Annotated in this window: 12 protein-coding genes; 9 read left to right on the forward strand and 3 right to left on the reverse strand. The window is 31.9% G+C overall.

The window, feature by feature from the left end:
- Window positions 1-34: 34 nt before the first annotated feature.
- The gene (locus Q4Q47_RS08125; protein ID WP_303306156.1) at window positions 35-1,189 is read left to right on the forward strand and encodes a DNA polymerase III subunit; all 1,155 of its coding nucleotides are present in this window, start codon (window positions 35-37) and stop codon (window positions 1,187-1,189) included.
- 47 nt (window positions 1,190-1,236) lie between these two features.
- On the opposite strand, the gene Q4Q47_RS08130 is transcribed toward Q4Q47_RS08125, so the two are convergent.
- The 3 genes from Q4Q47_RS08130 to Q4Q47_RS08140 are packed head-to-tail and all read right to left on the reverse strand — an operon-like array spanning window position 1,237 to window position 5,165.
- Window positions 1,237-3,606: a TonB-dependent receptor domain-containing protein gene (locus Q4Q47_RS08130; protein WP_303306157.1), complete on the reverse strand. Its 2,370-nt coding sequence runs from the start codon at window positions 3,604-3,606 to the stop codon at window positions 1,237-1,239.
- A gap of 56 nt (window positions 3,607-3,662) precedes the next feature.
- A complete protein-coding gene (locus Q4Q47_RS08135; protein WP_303306158.1) occupies window positions 3,663-4,601 on the reverse strand; it encodes a FecR family protein in 939 nt (312 codons plus the stop codon).
- A 51-nt stretch (window positions 4,602-4,652) separates the two neighbouring features.
- Window positions 4,653-5,165 carry an RNA polymerase sigma factor gene (locus tag Q4Q47_RS08140; protein ID WP_303306159.1) on the reverse strand — a complete coding sequence of 171 codons (513 nt, stop codon included), beginning with the start codon at window positions 5,163-5,165 and terminating at the stop codon, window positions 4,653-4,655.
- Between the two features lie 350 nt (window positions 5,166-5,515).
- On the opposite strand from Q4Q47_RS08140, the gene Q4Q47_RS08145 reads away from it, so the two are divergent.
- The 8 genes from Q4Q47_RS08145 (at window position 5,516) to Q4Q47_RS08180 (ending at window position 20,178) form a co-directional block, all read left to right on the forward strand.
- Entirely contained in the window at window positions 5,516-5,917 is a 402-nt protein-coding gene (locus tag Q4Q47_RS08145; RefSeq protein ID WP_303306160.1) for a hypothetical protein, read from the forward strand.
- 939 nt (window positions 5,918-6,856) lie between these two features.
- Complete coding sequence (locus tag Q4Q47_RS08150; RefSeq protein WP_303306161.1) at window positions 6,857-8,371, forward strand: T9SS type A sorting domain-containing protein; 1,515 nt, start codon at window positions 6,857-6,859, stop codon at window positions 8,369-8,371.
- A gap of 267 nt (window positions 8,372-8,638) precedes the next feature.
- A complete protein-coding gene (gene rnr, locus Q4Q47_RS08155) occupies window positions 8,639-10,834 on the forward strand; it encodes a ribonuclease R (protein ID WP_303306162.1) in 2,196 nt (731 codons plus the stop codon).
- Between the two features lie 297 nt (window positions 10,835-11,131).
- The gene (locus tag Q4Q47_RS08160) at window positions 11,132-11,431 is read left to right on the forward strand and encodes a heavy metal-binding domain-containing protein (protein WP_303306163.1); all 300 of its coding nucleotides are present in this window, start codon (window positions 11,132-11,134) and stop codon (window positions 11,429-11,431) included.
- 374 nt (window positions 11,432-11,805) lie between these two features.
- Entirely contained in the window at window positions 11,806-12,480 is a 675-nt protein-coding gene (locus tag Q4Q47_RS08165; protein WP_303306164.1) for a head GIN domain-containing protein, read from the forward strand.
- Between the two features lie 144 nt (window positions 12,481-12,624).
- On the forward strand, window positions 12,625-15,432 hold the full coding sequence (locus Q4Q47_RS08170) for a helix-turn-helix and ligand-binding sensor domain-containing protein (protein ID WP_303306165.1): 2,808 nt from the start codon (window positions 12,625-12,627) through the stop codon (window positions 15,430-15,432).
- A gap of 231 nt (window positions 15,433-15,663) precedes the next feature.
- Window positions 15,664-18,699, forward strand: coding sequence for a SusC/RagA family TonB-linked outer membrane protein (locus tag Q4Q47_RS08175; protein ID WP_303306166.1), 3,036 nt, complete (start codon window positions 15,664-15,666; stop codon window positions 18,697-18,699).
- 9 nt (window positions 18,700-18,708) lie between these two features.
- Window positions 18,709-20,178, forward strand: a complete 1,470-nt coding sequence (locus tag Q4Q47_RS08180; RefSeq protein ID WP_303306167.1) for a RagB/SusD family nutrient uptake outer membrane protein — start codon at window positions 18,709-18,711, stop codon at window positions 20,176-20,178.
- The last annotated feature ends 19 nt before the right edge of the window (window positions 20,179-20,197 follow it).

The raw sequence follows: 20,197 nt of genomic DNA on the forward strand, positions 1-20,197 counted from the left end.
TTAGCATCTAATAAAAAATGTGTAGGTTTGTTTTATGCTTTTTGAAGATGTTTTAGGTCAGGATCACATTAAAAATCATTTAACACAAAGTGTTGACAATGGCAGAATTCCGCATGCACAATTATTTGTTGGAAATGAAGGGTGTGGCACTTTACCCATGGCATTAGCTTATGCTCAATATATTCTATGCTCGAATACTGGTGGGAAAAACACAACTGGAAATGAAGCCTGCAACCTAAAATTTAAAAACATATCGCATCCCGATTTGCATTTTGCTTTTCCTGTAACAACAAGTGACAAAGCAAAAAGCCACCCTGTTTCTAGTTATTATCTTGAAGAGTGGCGTCAATTATTAAAAGAACAGCCTTACGGAAACCTTTTTGATTGGTATAAGTTGCTTGGCGTTGATAATAAACAAGGGCAAATAGGTGTAGATGAAGCGCATGATATTGTGAAATCTTTAACTTTAAAATCTTACGAAGGCGGTTATAAAGTTATGCTTATATGGATGGCAGAAAAGATGAATATTGCTTGCGCCAACAAACTTTTAAAACTTATTGAAGAGCCTCCAAATAAAACCATCTTTATTCTTATTGCTGAAGATGAAGAACAAATAATTAATACCATTAGATCTCGTTGTCAAATTTTACATTTTCCGCCTTTGGCTGAAAATGTCATAAAAGATGCTTTAGTTAAAAATTATAGCTTAGATATGTCTATTGCAACTAAAATAGCACATCAATCTAATGGGAATTATAATAAAGCTTGTGACTTGGTCTATCAAGATTCTGAAGATTTACAATTTGAAGAATGGTTTATTTTTTGGATTCGAAGTGCTTTTAAAGCGAAAGGAAATAAGGCAGCCATACACGATCTTATTTCCTGGAGTGAAGATATAGCCAAAACAGGAAGAGAAACACAAAAGCAATTTTTACATTTCTGTTTAGATTTTTTTAGACAAGCCTTGTTGCTAAATTATAATGCTACAGATTTGGTTTATTTAGAGCCTAAAGCGCCAAAATTTAAATTAGAAAACTTTGCACCTTTTATACATGGAAACAATGTTTTAGAAATTAGTGATGAACTTCAAGATGCTATTTATCATATTGAACGTAATGGCAATTCTAAAATTATTTTGACCGATCTGTCTATCAAGCTTACTCGTTTGCTTCATAAGAAACCTTCGTAATGAAACCTCGTTTCTAGAAGCGTTAACCATATATATTATTTTCTCAACTAAAACTTCACTCTAAATGAGAGATTTGGAGTAATTCCTAATGAGAATCTATTAATTTCTTGAAATACAGTATTTGTTAAGCCTTCTTCAACAAAATTAAATTCTTTATACGATCTTCTTAAAAGATTATGGTTATCAGTAATATTTAATATAGACACCCCTATTTTAGCTTTCCATTTCTCTTTTACAGAGAGGTTAAATTTATAAGATGCAGACAAATCCAATCGATTATAACTGGGCAATCGATTGCTATTCGTTTTGGAGTAATTAACATTCAAACCGCCTTCATCCTGTAAAACATGCAAAGCCTTAGTGTAGGGGGTTCCCGTTCTTACATTCCAGCCTAAAGAAACATTAAAATTATTCCACGAATATGAATGAGTCCATCTAAAATGATGTTTTATATCAAAATTCCCAGGAAATGGGTTCCCTTCATTAATTTGGTTAAAAGCAAATTTATTATTTATACAGGAATAGCTTAACCAGGTTCTATAATCGTTAATCTTCTTTTTTATTAATATATCTAAACCTAAAACATCACTTTTCCCTCGAAAAAAATCTTCATTTTCTTTATTATCAAATCCTCTAGTTAATGATGTTAGACCATTTACTCTTTTTACATAACCATCTATATCTATATCCCACCCATCCTTACTAAATGAAAATCCAGTAGTTAATTGAGAACTTTTTAATATCGGAATGTTTATACCATCTGCTAAAACCCAAATTTGATTTTCTAACCCAAAATCTTTTGTTTCAAACTCCACTATTTGGCTAACTTCTTGATGTAGTATTTCTGCAGAAGTTTTAAATTTTAAATGAGGTGCTATTTGAGCTTTTAAATGCAGCCTTGGCTCAAAAAAGAACTTATTGAAAGAAGACATATAATTAGCTCTCAACCCCGCATTAAGAATTAACTTATTACTGTTTTTATATTGATAATCTGTATAAAACGCATGGTTAGTATTCGAGTCTCTATCTTGAAAAGTTTCCATTTTAAACTCACCGTTTTTAATCTGATTCCCAAAATCTAATTGATATCGGATTTTATTTGATGATAATTGGTAACCAATCGCTAACTCATTTGTTTTATTAATCTTCCAATTTGTATTAAAAAATATTCCAAAATCATAAACGATATTCTTTTTTGTCGTTTCATATATAGTCACTTCTTCATTTTCATCATAAGACGACCCGCTATAATCTAAATCAAAATTAGAATAATAAGCTTGAAAGGCATGTGAAAAAGTATGATTGTAATTATGGTCCCATAAAACACTAAAGCCTTTATTATATATTTCTATATTATCAGTTATATATTGACTGAATATACCTGAAAATTCATTATTTAATTTATTTCTTGTAAACAGGTTACTAAAAGTAATCTCATCATTATCATTTGGTTTTACAATGACTTTAGTTGTGTAGTCTAAAAAATAAAAAAACTCGTTTAGGATATTAATATCATTTACATTATAAGCTTTCTTTCCGTCAGTAAATTTTGTGTTTTGAAAAACTCTTTTAGACATATTCTTAAATGTAATTGATTTAAAAATATCTGAAAATGATCTTCTTGCAGATGCAATTATTGCTATTTTTTTACTTATAGGTGCTTTAACATAGAGATCTGCATGGGTCATATTAAAACCTAAACCACCTTTAATTTTTTGTGGTATTTTATTAGATGATGAGATGTCTATAACACTAGAGACCCTACTTCCATACTTCGCTTTTGTGCCTCCTGTATAGAACTTAACTTCTTCTGTTATATATGGATTAAAAGCCGAAATCATATCAAAAAAATGACCTGAATTATACATCTTTATGCCATCCCAAAGAATTAAGTTTTGATCGGGAGTCCCTCCTCTTACATAAAGTCCTGATGCTGTTTCTGATGGGCTTTGAATTCCGGGAAATAATTGTAAACTCTGTAATATATCTGGCTCGGTTAGCCCTGGAAGAATTCCCAGGTTTCTTGGTGATAATACTACAGAACCATCTCCTTTTTTACAAATTCCAGAAGTAAGATATTCATTAACAACAATCTCTTTAAGTTTTTGAGTAGCTGTTAAATCTATTGGATTTTGATGCTTTATAATATAATAACGCTCTGATATTCTAATAAACTTAATATTTGTTTGCTCTTCTATAATATTTAACGCTGTTTCTAACAATGCGTCATCACTTTGAAAAGTTACGAATTGATTTTCAATTAATTCTGAATTAAAAGATAATTTAATATTAAACTCTTTTTCAAGTTCAATAATCACATCATTTAAAGCCGTATTATCATAAACAAATGAGGTTCTCTTTTGGGACATCATTTGTAACGAACATATAATAATAAAAACAGTTAATATTAATTTCATCTATCAACCAACTAACTAACACTATTATAAAATCAAGAATAGGTCCTTAATGCTTCTCAAATATTAATTTTCAGAGTCTTATTAACGAGAATTATTTTGTTTTCGTCTTTAATGGTATATGAAATATTCATAGTCTCAAAAACTGTTTTTAGTGCTAACCTTAGGTTTTTATGAGTAAATCCACCGGTAAACTTTTGATTGGTGTCTATTTTTGAAGCATTAATAGTCACATTAAACTGGTTTTCAATGGTATTTATAACTTGAAATAATGGTGTATTTCTAAAAGTACTTTCCCCTTGCAGCCATGATGATTTTCTATCGGTAAAAGTCCATTTTTCTAAATCACCGTTTACAATTCTAAATGCCTTTCCTTCTTTAAGTATGGTCTCTTCCATGACATCAAGACTATTAACTTTTACACGACCTTCATAACATAGAATTTCAAAGAAATTTTGTCTTGCAATAATATTAAATTCTGTACCCAAAACCTCAACAACTCCTAAATTTGTAAGCACTTTAAAGGTAGTACCCTTTTCTACATCAAAAAAAGCTTCGCCTACAAGTTTCACCTCTCTATTAGTTTCCCATCCTTTTGAATTAAAATCTATTTGAGAATTTGCATTAAGTTGTACTTTAGAATCATCTGGAAGTATGACCGCTAATTGTTCACTAAAACCTGTTTGGTAATGGGATTGTAAATTCAAGAAGTAGAATATTCCAAATGCAATTAGCAGTACTGCCGCAGCACTATACATCCAAATAGGAATACGTCTTTCAATCTTATTATTATCTTTTTCGGACTCTAACTGCTGCTGTAGTTTACTAAAAGCTGTTTGCTTATTATATGCTGGTGTTTTTAGTTTTTGAGCAACTTCATTAATCTTATTAAACTTATGGTAGTCACTAGATTTTTTAAACGCTTCTAACTCTTCGGTAGATAGATCACCCGAAACCCAACGTGCTAAAAAAGTATCGTCTAAGAAATTTTTTTCCATCTTTTAAGCTTTTATTCTACTATTAAAACAATTATCTTTTTTTACCCTACTTTAAATATCTCCTATACGCGCTCTCAACGTGACTAAAGCCTGACTCATTCGTTTTTCTACAGCTTTCACAGAGATTCCAACAATATCTGATATTTCAGAATATTTCTTCTTATCTATTCTACTTAGTAAAAAAACTTCTCGTTGTTTTTCAGGCAAATCGGCAATTGCTTTTTCTAATTTTACCATAAACTCTCGTTCTTCAAACAAAAACTCGGGGGTTTCATTTGTACGATCTGATGCCAAATGTACTTGATGTTGTAATACTACTTTTTTATGTGCCACTTCATTTAAAAAAATATTTTTTGCTACTGTGTATAAATACGATTTTGCTTTCTCAAAAATAACTTTTGCACAATTACGCCAAAGTTTTACAAACGATTCCTGAACAATATCTTCTGCCTGTTCTATATCTCCACATTTATAATATATAAAGTTTCGTAAAGTTTCAGAATGTTCATTAAAAATCGATTCGTATGCTTTTTCTTCACAAACAGATCTGGGCTTCTTATTCATCAATATTTACATTTTTTTAATTCAAAACTAAAGATAATTTGATGATAAAAAAGGAAAATTACTTTTTTAATTATTCTACTCTTAATAAATGTAAAGCTTAAAAATAGAACGACCACAGGTATGAAATTTAAGAATGGTTTATTAATTGTTTACCGCTTTATTTTAGATAACATATTTACAAAGTATGCCATGAGAAATTGTGTTCTCCAAACTTTAAAAGTCAAAACACACTATAAATCAGTACATTAATAAGCGTTTTAGAGATTTCATTTAAATAAAAAGTAGGGTAAAAACCTAGCTTCCTGTTTTAAGAACAATAAAAATAATTATTTAAATAAAAAATTTAAAACATGAAAAATTTATTGAAATTAGTACCCGTGCTCTTCTTATCTGCTTCTATATTGGTTGCATGTAATAAAGATGATGACCCAATTATTAAGTCAGAAAAATTAACCTCAGTTAGCTATAAACCAAATAGTATGACAGGGAAAGTTAATGTTGCTTTTAAAAGTTCGGAAATTAAATTAAACCCTACTACGGCAAAAGCAACTTTCACCATTAAAAAAATAACGAAAGATGGTGCTAATTTTACGAATCCTTCAAAAGGATTTAAAATTGATTCTAAAGGAAAAGTCCATTCCGAAACGGGTCATAAATTATTAAAAGGCACTTATGTTGTAACTGTTTCTGCAAAGGATAAATCAGATAATAAAATAATCAAAACGGCTACAGTAAAAATTACTATTAGCTAGTAGTTAACTATGAACTCATCTTGACTTTTTGTTTTTAACCGAAAATGAGATAAAATTTGTTCAGATAAGGCACTTTTTGCAAGTTATAGCAGGGCTACAAATAAAAAAAGTAACAAAATATGAGCAAATTTGAGCCATTTTTTAGGAAATAGAAAAAGTCAAGATGAGTTCTATAATTAAAAAAATAACGAAAGATGGAAGTCTTTTTTAAATTAACCTCTGTAGTAAAAACAACTCACTCCATAAAAAAAAATAGCAAAAAATGATGCTGATAGTACAAATTTTTCAAATGGGGATTTAGAATTGATTTCGTGGGAAATGTTTTTACAAATGCGACTCATAAATTACTAACAGTCAATCACCTGACAACTGTTTAGGTAAAAGACAAATGGATAATAAAATAAAATTATTATTCGCAACTAACGTTATTTATAATATCATTTGAAACTGTCTTTTTAGACAGTTTCTCTTGTTTATACAGGTTTGTAAATAATGGTAGCTAAATAACGATCGATCAGATCATAGTACATTATAAATTCTATAAAGACTTTGGCTACTTTAAATAAATGTTAATTTCAACAAAACAACTATTTAGCAAAATAGCCCAACGAATTAACATAACTTATAGAAATTATCTGTTATCTGTTTTTGTTCTCTATTTCTTAAAATTCTAAAGTCTGTTCTTTAATTTACTAAATATTCTGCTTTTTCTCTTTTATAAATTACACTCTCTTAGGTCGAGCTCAAGTTAATATTGTCGTTTTTATACAAGATATTACCTTTTCTCATTTGCTAGTTTTGTCCAATAACAATTAAAAACATCGAAGTCTTTACGATTCTCAATCGTTTACATAGTAATTGAACCTGATAAAATAATAACATGAAACAAAACCTTCTCTTAATTCCCTTTATCTACTTTTTAACCTCCTTTTAAATATTATGAAAAAAAATCTATTCCTAATCTTTCTTATTCCCTTTTTTAGTATTAGTCAAACAAAAATCGGTAACGATATTGATGGTAAAGCAGGTGGTGATGAATCAGGCTATAGTATATCACTTTCTTCTGATGGTTCTATAATAGCCATTGGTTCTCCAAAAAACAATAATAGCGATGGTAATTATAATTCAGGTCTTGTACAGATTTACAAAAATGTATCTGGGACTTGGACACAGATAGGTCGTGACATTGAAGGTGAAACGAACAATGATGAATCTGGCTATAGCGTATCACTTTCTGCTGATGGTTCTGTTGTAGCTATTGGAGCTCCTAACCATAGGGGTGCCAATGGTTCTGACTCTGGTCATGTAAGCATTTATAAATATACATCTCCTGATCTCTGGGTACTAATGGGTAACAATATCGATGGTGAAATGGCTTACGATCAATCTGGTTATAGTGTATCACTTTCTTCCGACGATGGTTCTATTGTAGCTATTGGAGCCCCTAATCACAGGGGAGCTAATGGTTCTAATTCTGGTCATGTACGTGTTTATAAGTATGAATCATCATCAGACGCTTGGACACAAATAGGTAATAATATTGACGGTGAAGCATATGGCGATAAATCAGGATCCTGTGTCTCGCTTTCTGCTAATGGTTCTATTGTAGCTATTGGGGCTCCTAATCATAGGGGGGTCAATGGTCCTGATTCTGGTCATGTAATTGTTTATCAAAGTACACCATCTGGTTGGAAAAAGATGGGTAATGCTATTGATGGCAAAGCATATGGCGATAAATCAGGTTTTAGTATCTCGCTTTCTGCTGATGGTTCTGTTGTAGCTATTGGAGCTCCTAATCATAGGGGGATCAATGGTTCTAATTCTGGTCATGTTCGCATTTATAAGTATATATCGAATGATTGGACACAGATAGGCCTTGATATTGGTGGTGAAGCACATAGTGATGAATCAGGTTCCAGTGTCTCACTTTCTAATGATGGCTCTGTTGTAGCTATTGGAGCTATTTATAATAATGGCGACAATGGTCTTACGTCTAGGTCTGGACATGTGCGCATTTATAGGAATATATCGGGTAATTGGAAACTGCAAGGCAATGATATTGATGGTGAAGCATATAATGATAAATCAGGTTCCAGTGTCTCACTTTCTAACGATGGTTCTGTGGTAGCTATCGGAGCTATTGGTAATAGAGGAGATAGTAGTCTTTCTAATTCCGGCCATACACGTGTTTACGATTTAAGCACCCTATTATCATCAGACACTTTCGTCTTATCCCAATTTCGTCTGTTTCCAAATCCGTCTAAAGGTCAAACAACTATTAAATTAAATAAAGGACTGACCTTAGAGAAAATTTCTATCTATAATAACTTTGATCAGTTTATACAATCTACTCAAAAAGAAGTTATTGATACTTCTAGCTTATCCACAGGAGTTTATTACGTTCAAGTTGTAACTAATAAAGGTAAAGCAACAAAGAAGCTAGTGATTAAATAAAATACACAAAAGAACATTTAAAAAGGGTTTCTGCGTACATAGAAACCCTTTTCTTTTTTATAGCTTAACATTAAAAAAATACGATTAAATATTTTAAGTGTAACTTTGCACAAAACTTAATTGAAAAAAGATCCCTTTATGTTTTATAAAGGACTCCATTTAAAAAATGTCATTCTCGCAAAAGCGGGAAGTTCTTCGCTACTTATTAAGTTTAAAATAACTATATTCCTAAATACCTTTAGGAAACTACTATGAATTAAATTATAAATGACAAGAAAGAAAAAAAGGAAATCGAAAAAAGGAATTTCCAATTTAACAAATACCATTCTAAGTATTTTAAAAAAAGATAGAAACCAATCATTCAACTACAAACAAATTGCTGCAAAACTTGGTGTCAATGATGCCAGTAGCAGAAATCAAATTATAAAAACCTTAGCAAAACTTGCTGCTAAACAAGAAATTATACAAGTAGATCGCGGAAAATTTAAAGCCGTTATTAATACTGAGTATCATACAGGTATTTTAGATTTGTCTGCCAAAGGATCAGGTTATATTATCTGTGACGAATTTGATGACGATGTTTTTATAGCATCCAATAATATTAATAAAGCATTAAATGGCGATGAAGTAGAATTTTATGTATATAAACGTAGAAAAAGAGGAAAACTAGAAGGCGAAATAACGAACATTATAAAACGTGATAAAAGTGACTATGTTGGTATTATTCAAATACATAGCAATTACGCTTTTGTAATTGCAGATAGTGCAAAAATGTATAAAGATATTTTTGTACCCATTAATAAAACCTTTAAAGCCGAAGATGGTGATAAAGTATTGGTAAAACTTGAAGATTGGCCTGAAAATGCCGACTCTCCTTATGGGAAAGTAATTCAGGTACTTGGTAAGCCCGGGGATCATAATACAGAAATTCATTCCATTCTGGCAGAATACGGTTTACCACATGAATTTCCACACGAAGTAGAAGCTTTTGCCAATACATTAGATACTTCCATTACTACTGAAGAAATTTCTAAACGTAGGGATATGCGTAAAGATTTAACCTTTACAATAGACCCTAAAGATGCCAAAGATTTTGACGATGCGCTATCTTTCGAAGTCTTAGACAATGGATTATACGAGATAGGCATTCATATTGCTGATGTATCTCATTATTTACAAGAAGGTACCGTTTTAGATGATGAAGCTTACGAGCGTGCCACATCTATTTACTTAGTAGATAGAGTTGTGCCTATGCTTCCTGAAGTATTATCAAATAAAGCATGTTCATTACGTCCGCATGAAGAAAAATACACTTTTTCTGCTGTATTTCAAATGAATGATAAATGCGAGATTAAAAACGAATGGTTTGGCCGTACAGTGACCTATAGTGATGCTCGGTATGCTTATGAAGAAGCACAGGCCATCATTGAATCGAAAACCAATGAAATCCCTAAAGAGGTATCACTTACAGGAAAGGCCTATAAAACAGATCAGAAATTAGCAGATGCTATTTTAAAAATGGATGAACTCGCTAAAATTATGCGTCAAAAACGTATGGGGTCCGGTGCTATTTCTTTTGATAAAGTAGAAGTGAAATTCAATTTAGATCAAGAAAATAATCCAGTAGGCGTATTTTTTAAAACCAGTCAAGATGCTAATAAACTTATTGAAGAGTTTATGCTATTAGCAAACCGAAAAGTATCAGAATTTATTGGTAAAAAAGATCCTAAAAAAACCTTTGTGTATCGTGTACACGATGAGCCGGATGATAGTAAATTAGCCAATTTACAAGGTATTGTATCAAAATTCGGTTACAAGCTTAATTTTAAAGACAGAAAAACAACATCGGCATCACTTAACAATTTACTCAAAGAAGTTAATGGTAAAAAGGAACAAAACCTTGTGGATACCTTAGCGATTAGAAGTATGAGTAAAGCCGAATATACGACGCACAATATTGGTCATTACGGCTTGGCATTTGATTATTATAGTCATTTTACATCGCCTATTCGTAGATATCCAGATGTCATGGCACACCGCTTATTGCAACATTATTTAGATGGAGGAAAATCGGCAAATGAAGAAGCTTACGAAGATAAATGTAATCATTCAAGTAGCATGGAGAATCTTGCCACTAAAGCAGAACGCGATTCTATAAAATACATGCAAATTAAATTTATGCAAGACCATAAAGATGACGAATTTGTAGGTGTTATTTCTGGTGTCACCGATTGGGGTCTTTATGTTGAAATTATTTCTAATAAATGCGAAGGTATGGTGAGTGTTCGAGATATGAAAGATGATCATTACGCATTCGATCAAGACCAATATGCTATGGTAGGCCGAAACACCAAAGCAATGTATCAACTTGGAGATGAGGTTGTTGTTAAAGTTAAAAACACAGATTTAGTAAAAAAACATCTGGACTTTAATTTAGTTGGTAAAAAAGAAATCGAACAGTAATGTTAATTTCTTTGTAACAATTATTAAAACTATTAAACTAATAATAGAGTATCTCGGGACTAGTTCACCAGATATTCAACAGAAAATATTTTTTTAAATTTATAAGTAAACTTCGGGGTATTAAATCAAAATCCCACTGGATATTGAGATACTGAAACAAGTTCAAGACGAGCAAGTTTAGCACATGAAGCGCGATTAGTTCAATTACCAATTTTGAAGATATTGCTTAGCAACTTTTCAAAATTAAGTTTTCCAGTCAAGCAATAAGCGCGGACTAATAACTAATAAAAATAACTCATGGTTTTAACAACAACAAATTCAATAGAAGGACATACAATACAAGATTATTTAGGTATTGTTACCGGTGTAAATGCTAGCATGCCCAAAGCAACTTTTTCTTTTAATATGAATAAGTACTATCAATCTTATGAAAAAAAAGTTGATGAGTCTAAAGAAGAAGCCTTTCAAAAACTCAAGAAAAATGCTATTAACCTAAAAGCTAACGCTGTTGTTGGGATTAGTATTGATGTGGAAACAAATCCAACTTCAGGTATAATTATAGTATCTATTACAGGAACAGCAGTAAAAATTATTTAATCGAAAAGAATTCTCCGAGGCTTGCCTCGAGGTTTCCGTTGAACCTGCCTGCCGACAGGCAGGATTGTCATTCCCGCAAAAGCTGGAATCTAAATAAGGAATTTTGATTTTTGACCCAAAAGATTAAAACTTTGTGCTCAACTTGATTGGGTATGAAACTAGCTGAATACCTTATATGCTTGCGTTGAGGGTTGTTGTTAGTTTAAATAAATTTTTTATTCAAAAAAAAGGAATAATTATTGATAACTTTACGTTTAAATCAAAAGAACATAAAAAATTCACATATGAAGCTTCCATAACGAAAAGTCAATACCTAAGGGAATGATTATAATGGAAGCTACATGTGACCGATAAAAACAAATAATTATAAACACATGAAACGTCTAGTAGTAGTATTAACAATCTTAGTTTCTACAATAGCTGTAGCACAAAAACCAATAGAAAAATCGATTGGAGAATTTACGAACTTAAAAGTATACGATTTAATGGAAGTTGAGCTCATTAAATCTGATAATGATAGAATCGTTATTTCGGGAAAAAATAATAAGGATGTTCTTGTGAACAATAAAAATGGAACACTAAAGATCAAAATGAAGCTTGAAGAGGCTTTTGATGGTAATAAAACAAAAATACAGTTATACTACACGGCAGTAGATGTTATTGATGTTAACGAAGGAGCCAAAGTATTTTCAAAAGATACAATCAAGCAATTTGAAATAGATTTAAATGCCCAAGAAGGTGGGAAAATAGAAGTGAACCTAGATGTAAAATATGCTAATATCAGATCGGTTACAGGTTCTAACATTCAAACTTCGGGAATCGCTAAACATCAAGATATATCCATTTACACAGGTGGTGTTTACCAAGGAGAAGATCTTAAAACTGAATTTACAGATGTTTCGGTGCGAATTGCTGGAGAAGCACATGTTCGTGCAAAAACCTTAGTGAATGCTAAAATAAGAGCCGGAGGCGATGTGTTTATTTATGGTAACCCAGAACGCGTAGACGAAAGTAAAGTGCTGGGAGGCAGAATAAAGCGAATGAAATAAACATTTTTCTTTTTGAAAACAAAAAACCCGCTCCTGTAGCGGGTTTTTTTGTTAAATAAAAGCTCACATTACCCATACAAAAACCATACAACATCTCTTACAAGTCTTATTTTTACTATCTTAGTAGTACAACAACTAGTATTTTTGAGACAACTCAGTTTTTTGTTTTTTAATATATTTTTTTGGGCCTGTGGTTTTTTACATGCTCAAGAACACCCCCCTATTGAAATTTTTTCACCAAAAGATTATGGTGCCGAAACTCAAAATTGGTCCATTTCTCAATCTAAAGAAAATTATATTTATGTAGCAAATAATAAGGGTTTACTTGAATTTAATGGTGCTAATTGGAAACTATACACCTCACCTAATGAAACTATTATTCGATCTGTTAAAGTTATAGACACCCTAATATATACTGGTAGTAATAGAGAGTTTGGATATTGGCAACGAAATGAATTTGGGTTACTATACTATACATCATTATCTAAAAAATTAAAAGTAGATTTTTTAGAAGACGAAGAATTCTGGAATATTATAAGTGTAGATGATTATATATTATTTCAATCTTTAAAGAGAATTTATATTTACAATAAAACAGATGCTTCTTATAGCATCATCGATTCTGAAACTATTATTTACAAAATATTCAAAGTTGATGAAACCATATACTATCAAAAAACGAAAGACGGCATTTACAAGATTGAGAACGGCAAATCAAAACTTATTTCTAATCATATAATTCTTAAAGAAAATAGACTCGTTAATATTTTTAATAAAAACGGTCACCTTTTAATAGCAACTGAAAATAATGGCTTTTATATTTTAAATGATGAAAACCTTTCTAAATGGAACATTCCTGCCAACAAAAAACTATTAGAATTAAGTGTATTTCGTAGTATTCAACTAAAAGACAAAAGTTTTATACTGGGAACCAGATCAAACGGTATATTACATTTAACTTCAGATGGCATTATAGATTATAGCATAGATACCTTTCATGGATTAAGTAATAATACGGTTCATGGTGTTTTTGAAGATGCTGAAAATAATATATGGTTAGCTTTAGAGAATGGCATTAATTGTGTGAATATTAAATCGCCTTTTAGTATTTATACAGATAAAGAAGGCAAAATAGGAACTATATACACGTCTTCCGTTTTTAATAATAATTTGTACATAGGTACTAATCATGGATTGTTTTATAAACCTCTGGGAGGGAAACAAGGTTTTAAACTTGTTGAAGGTATACAAGAAGCTGTTTGGTGTTTAACTATGATAGATAATACGTTGTTTTGTGGTCATGATACAGGAACGTCTATTATAAATAATGATGTAGGAGAAAAAATTAAAGGTATACAACAAGGCACCTGGAATATAAAACCCATAGATGATAAAACAGATTTATTATTACAAGGAAATTATGATGGTCTGTACATTATTCAAAAAACTAATGGTACCTGGGTGTTTAGAAATAAACTAGAAGGGTTTGATCTCTCAAGTAAATTTTTTGAGATTTATAATGATCAGGTTTTTGTTAGTCATGAATACAAAGGTGTTTTTAAAATTGATGTGGATAACGATTTTACAAAAGTTTTAGACATTAAAAAAGATCCGGATCTTGGTAAAGAATTAAACTCCAGTATTGCTAAATATAATAATGAACTATTATACACTTATAAAAAAGGAATCTTAAAGTACAATACAGAAGTTAACAAATTTTTAAAAGATACCGTTTTAAGCACTTTATTCACGGAAGAAGACTATACATCAGGGAGAATTGAGTTCAATAAAGAGACCAATACCCTGTGGTGCTTTTCTAAAAGAGACTTAAATTATGTAGCTCCAGGTAAATTAAGTAATACGCTAAAAGTTAATAAAATTCCTTTTTCCAAGTCATTGCCCAGAGGGTTAACAGGTTACGAAAACATATCTTATCTCGATAACCAAAGGTATTTAATAGGAACCTCAACAGGGTTTGTTGTCTTAGATTTAGATAAGATCCCTAATAAATCTTATGATATTTCAATTAATTCGATAACAAAGCATAGCATAGCTACAAGCCCAGAAATTGTAAATAAAAATAGTAATGGAAGCTTTATAAATAAAGACAACAATATAGAATTCATATTTGGTGTTTCAGAATTTGACAAATATCTCGATACGGAATATCAATACCAATTAGAAGGCATGTATTCCAATTGGAGTAATTGGTCTTCAAAACCCAGTACACTATTCGAAAATTTGCCTTATGGTGATTATGTTTTTAATGTTAGAGCCAGAGTGGGCAATACCATGACTAAAAATATAGCAACCTATAGTTTTAATATTGAAAGACCGTGGCATCTTTCAAACGCTATGATTACTTCATATGTATTTCTTGTGCTACTATTTTCATTCATTATGCACAATGTCTATAAACGTTATTACAAAAAACAGCGGGAAGCATTATTGCAAAAAACCCGAAGGGAACTAGAGTTAAAAGAACTTGAGAACAAACAACAGTTCATGCGTTTTAATAACGAAAAATTAAGACAAGATATTGACAATAAAAACCGGGAATTAGGCATTTCAACAATGAGTTTAATTAAAAAGAATGAGTTTTTGAATAGCTTAAAAAAGGAATTACAAAATGTTGATGACCTTAATAAAATAAAACATGTTATTAAGATCATTGACAGAAATATAAATAATACAGATGATTGGCATGTTTTTGAAGAAGCCTTTAATAATGCAGATAAAGATTTCCTTAAAAAGATAAAGCAAGAACATCCTTCGCTTACTTCAAATGATTTGAGATTATGCGCCTACCTCAGGCTCAATTTATCATCAAAAGAAATTGCTCCTCTACTTAACATCTCGGCTAGAAGTGTAGAAGTTAAACGTTATAGATTGCGCAAAAAAATGGATTTGCCGCATGAATCTAGCCTAACAGACTACATTTTAGAGATATAAGCACTCGACATTTTGTTTTTTCGCCTATACAAGACCACGACATTGATGTATTTTCGTACTTTTAAGGGAGCGGCACCCAACAAAGAATTCATTAATAAAAGTCAATGATAATTAGGGGTTCCGTAACAAAGAACCTTTTTTCTTATCATGTATACTTTTTGTTGAGGTTTAAAATATGGATACAACAAGGACTATAATTAGCTTTACTAAAACTAAAAAACTAAACTAAAAATGAGACAAACTCTCTTTAAAATTTTAACCTTATTCTTTTTTACGTATTCTGGTGCGCAAAGTATAGACATAAGTGGAAATGTTCAAGACAATACCGGATTTCCTATACCAGGGGTTAATGTACTTGTTAAAAACACAGCAAAAGGAGCAGTAACAGATTTTGATGGTAACTTTATAATTACCAATATCGAAATAGGTACTACGCTATCATTTAGTTACATCGGTTATATAACAAAAGAATTTGTTATTACTGATGATTCTAATTTAACGATCCAATTGGAAGAAGACCTTGCCCAACTAGACGAAATCGTCGTAATTGGTTATGGTACACAAACCAAAAAAGAAATTACAGGCGCCGTTTCTGTTTTAGGAGCAGAAACCATTGAAGCGCTTAAACCAACACGAGTTGAACAAGCGCTACAAGGGCAAGTAGCCGGGGTTAATATAACCTCTCAGTCTGGTTCGCCCGGTGGTGCAGCAACTATTAGTATTAGAGGTGTTTCTACAAACGGCGATAGCAGACCATTAATTTTAGTTGATGGCAATGTTATTGAGGACTTAAGTGTTATAAACCCCAGCGATATTGAAAGTATGAACATCCTTAAAGATGCCACCGCAGGTATTTATGGTGTAAGAGCTGCCAATGGGGTTATTTTAATAACCACCAAAAAGGGACGTCAAAACATGCCTTTAACAGTAGAATATAACGCCTATGGAGGTTTTCAACAAACAACACGTAAAATACCAGTCCTTAATGCTACAGAATACGCTGTAGTAATAAATGAAGCCTTTGCGTCTGGTGGTAGTCAACCTCCTTTTGGAGACTTATCCATTTTGGGTCAAGGAACAGATTGGCAAGATGAAGTTTTTGAAAACGCACCTATACAAAACCATAGCATTTTGCTAAAAGGGGGTGGTGAAAAATCATCATATTCTTATAGTGGTTCGTTCTTAACACAAGATGGTATTGTTGGCGGTAATAAATCAAACTTTACACGTTTTACAAATGCCGCTACATACAATTTGGATTTTCTTGAGAACTTTAAACTCACTTCAGGTCTAACTTTAATGAGAACGAATAAAAGAAATCTTCTTGAAAATGACTTGGGTTCTATTTTATTTAATGCCTTAAATATGGATCCAACCAAAGGCATTAGAGATGCCACTGGAGCATTTACAATTGCAGAAGGTTTAGGTAATGAAGTCATAAACCCCATAGCACAAATGGCTAATACCTATAATAGAGGTAAAGTCATGAAGCTAAGTGGTAATGCAGGCCTTTCGTATAACTTCTTAGAACACTTTACGGTGCAATCTAATATTCAATTTAATTATTCAGAAGTTACATCAAAAATATTTAGCCCTATCGTTGATTATGGAAGCGGAAAAGTATTTAATAAAGATAGAAGTGAAATTTCTGAAAACCTAGATTATTTCAAAGATTACACCTTTGATGCTTTTATTAAGTACGAAAATAAGTTTAACGACATTCATAATGTAAATGTTTTATTAGGAACATCTGTATTTCAAACTACAGGAGAATATACGGGACTTAAAGGCTTTGATATTATAGATAATAATGTTATAAACGCATCCATCGAACAAGCATCAGATGTTGAAAATATTAATCAAGCGTTAGGAAGGAATCGAACGTTCGATTCAAGACTGTTGTCCTACTTCGCGAGAGTTCAATATGATTACAAAGGAAAATATTTAGTGTCAGCAGTCGTTAGACGTGATGGTTCAACCAAGTTTGCACCAAATAATAGATTTGGATTTTTCCCTTCTGGATCTATTGGTTGGGTAGTTTCAGATGAAGCGTTTCTTGCAGACAGTAAAGTTTTCGATTTACTTAAGTTTAGAGCCTCTTATGGTGTTTTAGGTAACGATAGAATTCCAGATTACAAATTTGTTTCACTAAATGACGGAGAAGCTACATATACATATAATGATATATTAGTCTTTGGGTCATCTATAGGAGGCCTAGCTAACCCAGAAATTAAATGGGAAAAGCAAAAAACATTAGATATTGGATTAGATGCTCGGATTTTAAATAACAAAGTAGATATTACGGTAGATTATTTTAATAAGAGAACAGAAGACCTATTAGTACAACCTCAAGTATCAGGTATCTTAGGAGCATCAGCACCAGGGTCGTCAGCACCATTTGTTAATGCAGGAATTGTTGAGAATACAGGATTAGAGTTCGCCATTGGTTATTCTGATAATTTTAGTGATAATTTTAAATTTAGTATCAAGTATAATGTGACTACTTTAGATAATGAAGTTATTTCAGTAAGTAGTGATGGTGGCTTTGTTGAAGGAGGTGATTTTGGTGTTGGGCAAGAATTTCCGCCTTCAAGAATGGAGGCAGGATTCCCAATAGGTTTTTTCTACGGTTTACAAACAGATGGTATCATCCAAAATCAAGACGAATTTAATAATGCCATACCAACAGCAACAAATCCACCACAAATAGGTGATTTGAGATTTGTTGATCAAAATGGAGATGGTATAATAGATAGTGATGATAGAGTAAATCTTGGAGACCCTATACCAGATGCCACTATGGGTCTAAATATATCTTTAGATTATAAAAACTTCGATTTTGCAGCCTATGCATTTGCCTCTATTGGTAATGACATCGTTCGTAATTATGAAAGAAATCAAAATTTAGTTAACAAACCAACATATTTCTTAGATCGTTGGAATGGCGAAGGCACAACAAACACAACACCTAGAGTAACTACAGCAGCTACGTCAAACACTTTGTTTTCAGATTATTTTGTAGAAGACGGGTCTTTTGTTCGATTGCAAAATGTACAACTTGGTTATAGCTTCTCAGACAAAGCGCTTGAGAATTCTAAAATAAGCAAACTACGACTATATGTCTCTGCAAGTAATTTGGTGACTCTAACCGAATATAGAGGTTACGATCCAACAGCGTCTTCAGGCGATCCAATTGGTGGGGGTATAGATCAGGGCTTTTACCCTAGCGCAAGTACATTCTTATTAGGAATTAATTTAAAAATTTAAACTGGTATTATGAAAAAATTTATAATAAAAAATATCTTAATCGTTCTCGTTTTGACAACTTCATGTAGCGACGATTTTGTAGATGTGGCATCTCCAGACGAAATATCTGATGAATTCTTTAATTCAGAACAAGATTACCAAGATGCATTAATTGGAGCTTACGATGCATTACAATCCACCTATTTAAACGTCATGCTTGGTGAAATAGCTTCAGATAATACGCTGGCAGGAGGAGAAAGCGCAACAGATGTTCCTGGGATTCAGGAAATAGATGATATGATACATACACCTGTAAATGCTCAATTAAGAGATATTTGGACTTGGATGTATGGAGGCGTTAGCAGAACTAACTACATACTGGAGTTTCAAGACAAAACAGATTTTCCTAATAAAAATAACGTACTAGCTCAAACAAAGTTTTTAAGAGCTTATTATTATTTTGAATTAGTAAAGTGGTTTGGCGACATCCCCTTAATTATAGATAAAAGAGTACAATTTGGTGAAGAATTAGGAATTGACAAATCACCTAAAGCAGATGTTTACGCTTTAATAGAGAACGATTTAACATTTGCAATATCAAATTTACCCAATACTCAAGCCCAAAAAGGTAGAGTGACTAAGGCTGCGGCACAAGCATTATTAGGTAAGGTTTATTTGTATCAAGACAAATTTTCAGAATCCGCAACTGTTTTAGAGAACCTTATTGATAGTGCACCATCTATCCCTTTGGATTTACTTCCTACAGAAACAGCTAATACGATGTTTGAAAACGATAATGAAAATAACATAGAGTCTGTTTTCGAAGTACAATATACGGATGAAGAAGGAGGAAGTTTTGATTGTTTACAATGCAGCGAAGGTAATGTAGCTGTTGGATTTAATGGTATAAGAAATTATGATGGTACGTTATTTGAATCTGGATTTAGTTTCAATGTACCAACACAAGAAGCAGTAGACGCATTTGAAGCGGATGATATTCGTTTAGAATATTCCATATTAGATATCAATGCCTGGGCAGCAGAAACAGGAGCTAGTTTTAAAGAAGGCTTTGAGCATACAGGATATTATAACAGAAAATATATAGCGCGTCAAGGTGATTTAAATACGGGGGACGCGAATTTAACCAATCCAAACAATTATAGAGCTATTCGTTTTGCCGATGTGCTATTATTGGCTGCAGAGGCCTTAAATAGAGGTGGCATAAGTGATGATCGAGCAAGAACTTACCTTAATAGAGTAAGAAATAGAGCGACATTATCAGATGTTACCACATCTGGTACAAACTTAACGAACGATATATATAAAGAACGCCGCGTAGAGTTAGTTGGTGAAGGTCACCGTTTCTTCGATTTAGTAAGAACAGGTAGAGCTGCAAACGAAATAGATGGGTTTGTTTCGGGAAAACATGAAGTGTTTCCAATACCGTCCATTGAAATTCAATTGGCTGGAAACAGATGGGAACAGAACCCTAATTACTAAAAAATAAAAACTTATAAAA

The sequence above is a fragment of the Flavivirga spongiicola genome (assembly GCF_030540825.1).
Lineage (GTDB): Bacteria > Bacteroidota > Bacteroidia > Flavobacteriales > Flavobacteriaceae > Flavivirga > Flavivirga spongiicola.

Coding starts and splice junctions, on each gene's coding strand:
- Q4Q47_RS08145 (WP_303306160.1), top strand. CDS start 5,516: ATGAAAAATTTATTGAAATTAGTACCCGTGCTCTTCTTATCTGCTTCT.
- rnr (WP_303306162.1), top strand. CDS start 8,639: ATGACAAGAAAGAAAAAAAGGAAATCGAAAAAAGGAATTTCCAATTTA.
- Q4Q47_RS08165 (WP_303306164.1), top strand. CDS start 11,806: ATGAAACGTCTAGTAGTAGTATTAACAATCTTAGTTTCTACAATAGCT.
- Q4Q47_RS08175 (WP_303306166.1), top strand. CDS start 15,664: ATGAGACAAACTCTCTTTAAAATTTTAACCTTATTCTTTTTTACGTAT.
- Q4Q47_RS08125 (WP_303306156.1), top strand. CDS start 35: ATGCTTTTTGAAGATGTTTTAGGTCAGGATCACATTAAAAATCATTTA.
- Q4Q47_RS08160 (WP_303306163.1), top strand. CDS start 11,132: ATGGTTTTAACAACAACAAATTCAATAGAAGGACATACAATACAAGAT.
- Q4Q47_RS08135 (WP_303306158.1), bottom strand. CDS start 4,601: ATGGAAAAAAATTTCTTAGACGATACTTTTTTAGCACGTTGGGTTTCG.
- Q4Q47_RS08150 (WP_303306161.1), top strand. CDS start 6,857: ATGAAAAAAAATCTATTCCTAATCTTTCTTATTCCCTTTTTTAGTATT.
- Q4Q47_RS08140 (WP_303306159.1), bottom strand. CDS start 5,165: ATGAATAAGAAGCCCAGATCTGTTTGTGAAGAAAAAGCATACGAATCG.
- Q4Q47_RS08180 (WP_303306167.1), top strand. CDS start 18,709: ATGAAAAAATTTATAATAAAAAATATCTTAATCGTTCTCGTTTTGACA.
- Q4Q47_RS08130 (WP_303306157.1), bottom strand. CDS start 3,606: ATGAAATTAATATTAACTGTTTTTATTATTATATGTTCGTTACAAATG.